Origin of the sequence: Pseudoalteromonas sp. (assembly GCF_041629635.1) — a bacterium.
Classification (GTDB): domain Bacteria; phylum Pseudomonadota; class Gammaproteobacteria; order Enterobacterales; family Alteromonadaceae; genus Pseudoalteromonas.
The window spans coordinates 1-5,096 of the sequence record NZ_JBFKMX010000192.1; the positions used below are offsets into that span (position 1 = coordinate 1).

Consider the following 5,096-nt stretch of genomic DNA (forward strand, 5'->3'; position numbering starts at 1 on the left):
GGTGAAATGGCATTCACCGCAGCTTCAACATTAAAATAATCTAGGCCGGTATTGCCTAGCTTTTGACGGTATTGGGTATTCATATGGGCTCCATAACAAACTCGGAGTAAAGGCATGCTAGGCATGCCTTGATATAATGCGAATTACTTAGACTTTAACGCGCTGAAATAGGTGGTACTTCGCGTGCTTCTGGGCCTGTATAATCAGCACTTGGGCGAATAATACGGTTATTAGCACGTTGCTCTTTAATGTGTGCTGTCCAGCCTGTTACTCGGCTCATTACAAAGATTGGCGTAAATAACGCTGTTGGTATATCCATAAAGTGATATGCCGATGCATGGAAGAAATCAGCATTACAGAAAAGCTTTTTCTCACGCCACATTACTTCTTCACAGCGTACAGACACTGGGTAAAGCACATCATCGCCTACTTCTTTTGCAAGTAATTCAGACCACTTTTTGATGATCACATTACGCGGGTCTGACTCACGGTAAATTGCGTGACCAAAACCCATGATTTTTTCTTTACGCTCAAGCATGCCCATCAGTGCTTCTTCAGCTTGATCAGCACTTGTGAAGTTTTCAATCATTTCCATTGCGGCTTCATTTGCACCACCGTGAAGTGGGCCACGTAGTGAGCCAATTGCACCGGTTACACATGAATGAACATCAGACAGCGTTGATGCACATACACGCGCTGTGAACGTAGACGCGTTAAATTCATGCTCTGCGTATAAAATTAGCGATACATTCATTACCTTAGCAAATAGCTCGCTTGGTGCTTTGTCGTGTAATAAATGTAAGAAGTGCGCGCCAATTGAATCGTCGTTAGTTTCCACATCAACACGTACACCGTCGTGAGAGAAACGATACCAATAACAAATAATACTTGGGAATACCGCAACCATACGGTCGATATGGTCGTTCACATCGTTAAAGTCGGTTTCCATTTCAAGATTGCCTAGCATAGAGCAACCGGTACGCATTACATCCATTGGGTGCGCTGTTTTAGGAATCGATTCTAGAACGGTTTTAAGTGCCGTAGGTAAACCACGTAATGATTTTAGTTTTACTTTATACTCATCAAGTTGTGATTGATTTGGTAATTCGCCACGGCTTAAAAGGTACGATACTTCTTCAAATTCAACTTTATCTGCAAGTTCTGAAATATCATAACCACAATACGTTAAACCACTGCCTGATTTACCAACTGTACATAACGCTGTTTCACCAGCAACTTGACCACGTAATCCTGCTCCGCCTAATGCTTTATCTACCATTTTCCTGCCCCTTATTTATTATTCTGAAAAAGTTTATCAAGTGTGTTTTCAAACGAGTGGTAATCTAAAAAGTCATACAACTCGGCACGGGTTTGCATTGAATCAATTGCGCTTGCTTGCGAGCCTTCACTTAAAATAGTGTTGTACACATTAAGTGCCGCTTTATTCATTGCTCTAAACGCACTTAGCGGGTAAAGCACCATACCTACACCGACTTCTTCTAATTGAGCTTTTGAATAAATCGGTGTTTGGCCAAATTCAGTAATATTAGCAAGGATTGGTACATTCAGCGCATCGCTAAATGCTTTATAGTCAGCAAGCTCGTGTACTGCTTCTGCAAAGATTGCATCGGCACCTGCTTCAATACACGCAGCTGCGCGATCGATTGCGGCATTTAACCCTTCTTTTTGAAACGCATCGGTACGTGCCATAATGTAAAAATGCTCATCAGTTTTTGCATCAACCGCCGCTTTAATACGGTCAACCATTTCTTGTTGAGTTACGATTTCTTTATTAGGACGGTGACCACAACGCTTCTGCGCTACCTGATCTTCAATATGAAAACCCGCTGCACCTGCTTTTGTCATTTCTTTTACCGTACGCGCAATATTAAATGCACCGCCCCAACCTGTATCTGCATCTACGAGTAGTGGTAAATCAGATGCACTGGTAATACGGCGAATATCTTCAAGCACATTATCTAAGCTTGTCATGCCTAAATCGGGTAGACCGTAACTGGCGTTGGCAACCCCTGCCCCTGATAAGTAAATGGCTTTATGCCCTACCTTCTCTGCCATCATTGCAGTATAGGCATTGATAGTGCCGACCACTTGAAGCGGTTGATTCTCTAATAATGCTTGGCGAAACTTCAAACCTGCTGACATGTATATCTCCTTTGAACGGTATTTTTATATTTGTACGCTAGCGTTACGCTAACTAAATTTGTTTACACTTTTATTGGCATCACACATCACTGAAACTTACGTTCAATATTGTTACCTGATGCCGCGATATGTCTTTTCATTAATAATTCGGCTAATTCGCCATCGCGCGCTGCAATGGCATTAATAATAGCCAAGTGCTCATCAAATGCTTTGCTAACACGTGGGCCATTCATGCCCATTTGCACTCGGTACATTCGCACTAATTGGTATAATTCGTTGCACAGTAGATTAATTAAATGGCTGTTTTTACTGCCTTTAATAATGCGGTAGTGAAAATCTAAGTCACCTTCTTCTTGGTAGTAAGACTCTCCTTGGCGCACCCGTTGTGTCGACAAATGGTCATCAAGTAAGGCTTTTACCTGATTGATTTCATCGTCTGTCATATTGGTTGCCGCTAAACGGCACGCCAGCCCCTCAAGGGCGCTGCGCACCTGATAGATTTCATCTAACTTTTCTGGGGTAAGCGAAATAACACGGCAGCCCACATTAGCTTTTCGCTCAATTAAATGACAGCTTTCTAAACGGTTTAGTGCCTCACGCAAGGTTGCGCGGCTAACTTGATGCTTTTTGGAGAGTTCTGGCTCAGAAATTTTTGAGCCTTGCGCAATTTCACCTTCCACAATGGCTTGGCGAATGTCGACAAAAACTTTATCTGACGCAGTTTTTACTTCATTTTCCAATTTAAAACCTAACTATTGTCGACAATAACTAGGAGTAATATAGGAGTGATTCACGAAGAGATCAACAGATTGTCGACAATTTTAGCAATTTATTTTGTTAAATTAGACTAAATGGGCATTAATTGTCGACAATGAAGGGCAATAAATGTTTCGGCGAACGTTCCGCTACTAACGTATAACAACCATTAACTAACCGTTATGCACTTAACGCTTAATGTTGAGTCACTTCATTAGGCCGCTTGATTCAAAAGACACTAGTAATACACGTTATACGCCGTACAAAAATGTAGGCCATCGCTAAACACGCTACCTACATCTAAATTTTTTCACATATCGCCATTTAACTATTTTAAGGCCTTTAAAGTGTCTCACTACAAATAGCATGACGTTCTTCTAAGTTCTTAACCAATCTGTGTTTACACGCCTGTGCAAAATGATGTTTAGCCTCTTCAGATTGTTTAAATTGGTTACCGATCACAGCAAATAACTGTAACGATTTAGTAGCAAGGTTTGACCAAAGTAATTCATAGGCAAGGGATATCATCATGCCTTCATCTAATGTGTATTTGTTGGCTTTAATATCAGTTAGTACCTTTTCAAAGGTGCCAGTGGTAATCGCTTGGGTTAATGCGAGTGCAACATCATTTTCACGATTTGGTGCCTGCTCGCCATACAGCACCTTGGCAATATCCCCTACTAGTTGCCGTTTCAACTGATAACTCATACCATTATTGCTGAGTAGAATAACACTGTGTTTATCATCTATTAGGCGCAGCACCATGCTACTGTAGCCTTTTATTTTGCCATCATACATATGGGCATTCACATTACGTGACTCTGTAATTGGCAATTTGCCTATTCGCCAACTGTAAGGTAAATCAGGGTTAAACAATTGGTGCTTACTTTGTTCATTAATTAGGTCTGTGCCATAAAGCGCTAATTCAAATCGATATAAATCATCAGCGCTACTATAAATGGCGGCACCTGCACCAAATAACTTGTAGTTATTATCTGGTTCACGTTTATAGCCACCAGTATCTTGCCATTGGTGCGCTTTAATCACGTGAGCACTTTGTGTATTACCAGGGGCTACACCTGAACGCGTCATATATAGTGGTGCTATAATGTTGGTTTTTAGACTCTGTGCAAATGATTGCCCTGTGGCTTTTTCAATAATTTTACCTAATAGATAGTACGCAGGGTTTGAATAATTGTGCTCTTTACCAGGCTCAGCACTTAACGGCATATTTGCAATAACATCAACAAATTCCTGCTCAGTGGTGACTTTGTGAAAGTCACTATTAAACCAGTTATTAAGCGTAAAGTGATTAGGTATACCCGATGTGTGGTTCAGTAAATGGTGTAATGTGATTTGTCGGCCAATATCATTATCAAACTCAGTAAAATATTCAGCTAATGTACTTTCAAGCTTAAGTTTGCCTTGCTCTTTAAGTTTAAGCACTAACGTGGCTGTAATTGGTTTACTGAGCGATGCAATTTGAAACGAACTGTTTACGCTAAGTGGTGTACGATTGTCATAATTTGAAAAGCCATACGCCTGCTCAAATATTTTTTCGCCCGATTGAGAAACCAGTAACACACCTTCAAATGCACCATGTGATACATAACTATTAACCACGTTTTCGATAGCGTTTTTTGTTGATTGCGTTGTGGGCTGTGGTTTAGCACAAAGGCTAAAAGATAAGACAAGCCCTATGGTCGCAGACGCGATTTTAGCGGTTAACACAATAAAGTTCCCTGTTTTTGCATAGCGTTAGATGGTGTTTAGTATCTATTGCTTAATTACACTAAGCAAATCAAAATTGTATAAAAAATATTAATGGGTTATTGGAGCGTTATGATCTTTGTTCTCTAGATTTAAAGACTAAAATCGCTGGTTTTAATTAGTCAGTAATAGGCTTATTACAAATATTTTAAATCTTGGCTTAATGGTCATGTTCGTTAAACACCTTACTTATAGGCGGATATAACTTGGCTAAAGCTAGCAAAGATAAGCGCTAGCCAAGCTTAAAACAGAACATCATAAATTACCTTGTATGGATAATACACCCACCTTAATTATTCTTTTTATACCGATTTAGGGTAAGGTGAGGCCCAAGCTTTAGCTGCAACTAAAGCCTTCTTTTACAGTAGTTCGATTGATTGCAGGCTCCTCTATTGAGAGACCGATAA

General features: G+C 40.3%; 4 protein-coding genes. All 4 read right to left on the reverse strand.

Features of this window, described 5'->3' with window-relative positions; genetic code table 11:
• Positions 1-154: 154 nt before the first annotated feature.
• The 4 genes from prpC to ABYD77_RS17585 all read right to left on the reverse strand — a co-directional run bounded on the left by prpC (position 155) and on the right by ABYD77_RS17585 (position 4,650).
• Entirely contained in the window at positions 155-1,279 is a 1,125-nt protein-coding gene (gene prpC, locus ABYD77_RS17570; protein ID WP_372771398.1) for a 2-methylcitrate synthase, read from the reverse strand.
• 11 nt (positions 1,280-1,290) lie between these two features.
• A complete protein-coding gene (gene prpB, locus ABYD77_RS17575; RefSeq protein WP_372771399.1) occupies positions 1,291-2,163 on the reverse strand; it encodes a methylisocitrate lyase in 873 nt (290 codons plus the stop codon).
• A gap of 86 nt (positions 2,164-2,249) precedes the next feature.
• On the reverse strand, positions 2,250-2,903 hold the full coding sequence (locus ABYD77_RS17580; protein ID WP_010559977.1) for a GntR family transcriptional regulator: 654 nt from the start codon (positions 2,901-2,903) through the stop codon (positions 2,250-2,252).
• Positions 2,904-3,261: 358 nt separating this feature from the next.
• The gene (locus tag ABYD77_RS17585; protein ID WP_372771400.1) at positions 3,262-4,650 is read right to left on the reverse strand and encodes a serine hydrolase domain-containing protein; all 1,389 of its coding nucleotides are present in this window, start codon (positions 4,648-4,650) and stop codon (positions 3,262-3,264) included.
• Between the last annotated feature and the right edge of the window lie 446 nt (positions 4,651-5,096).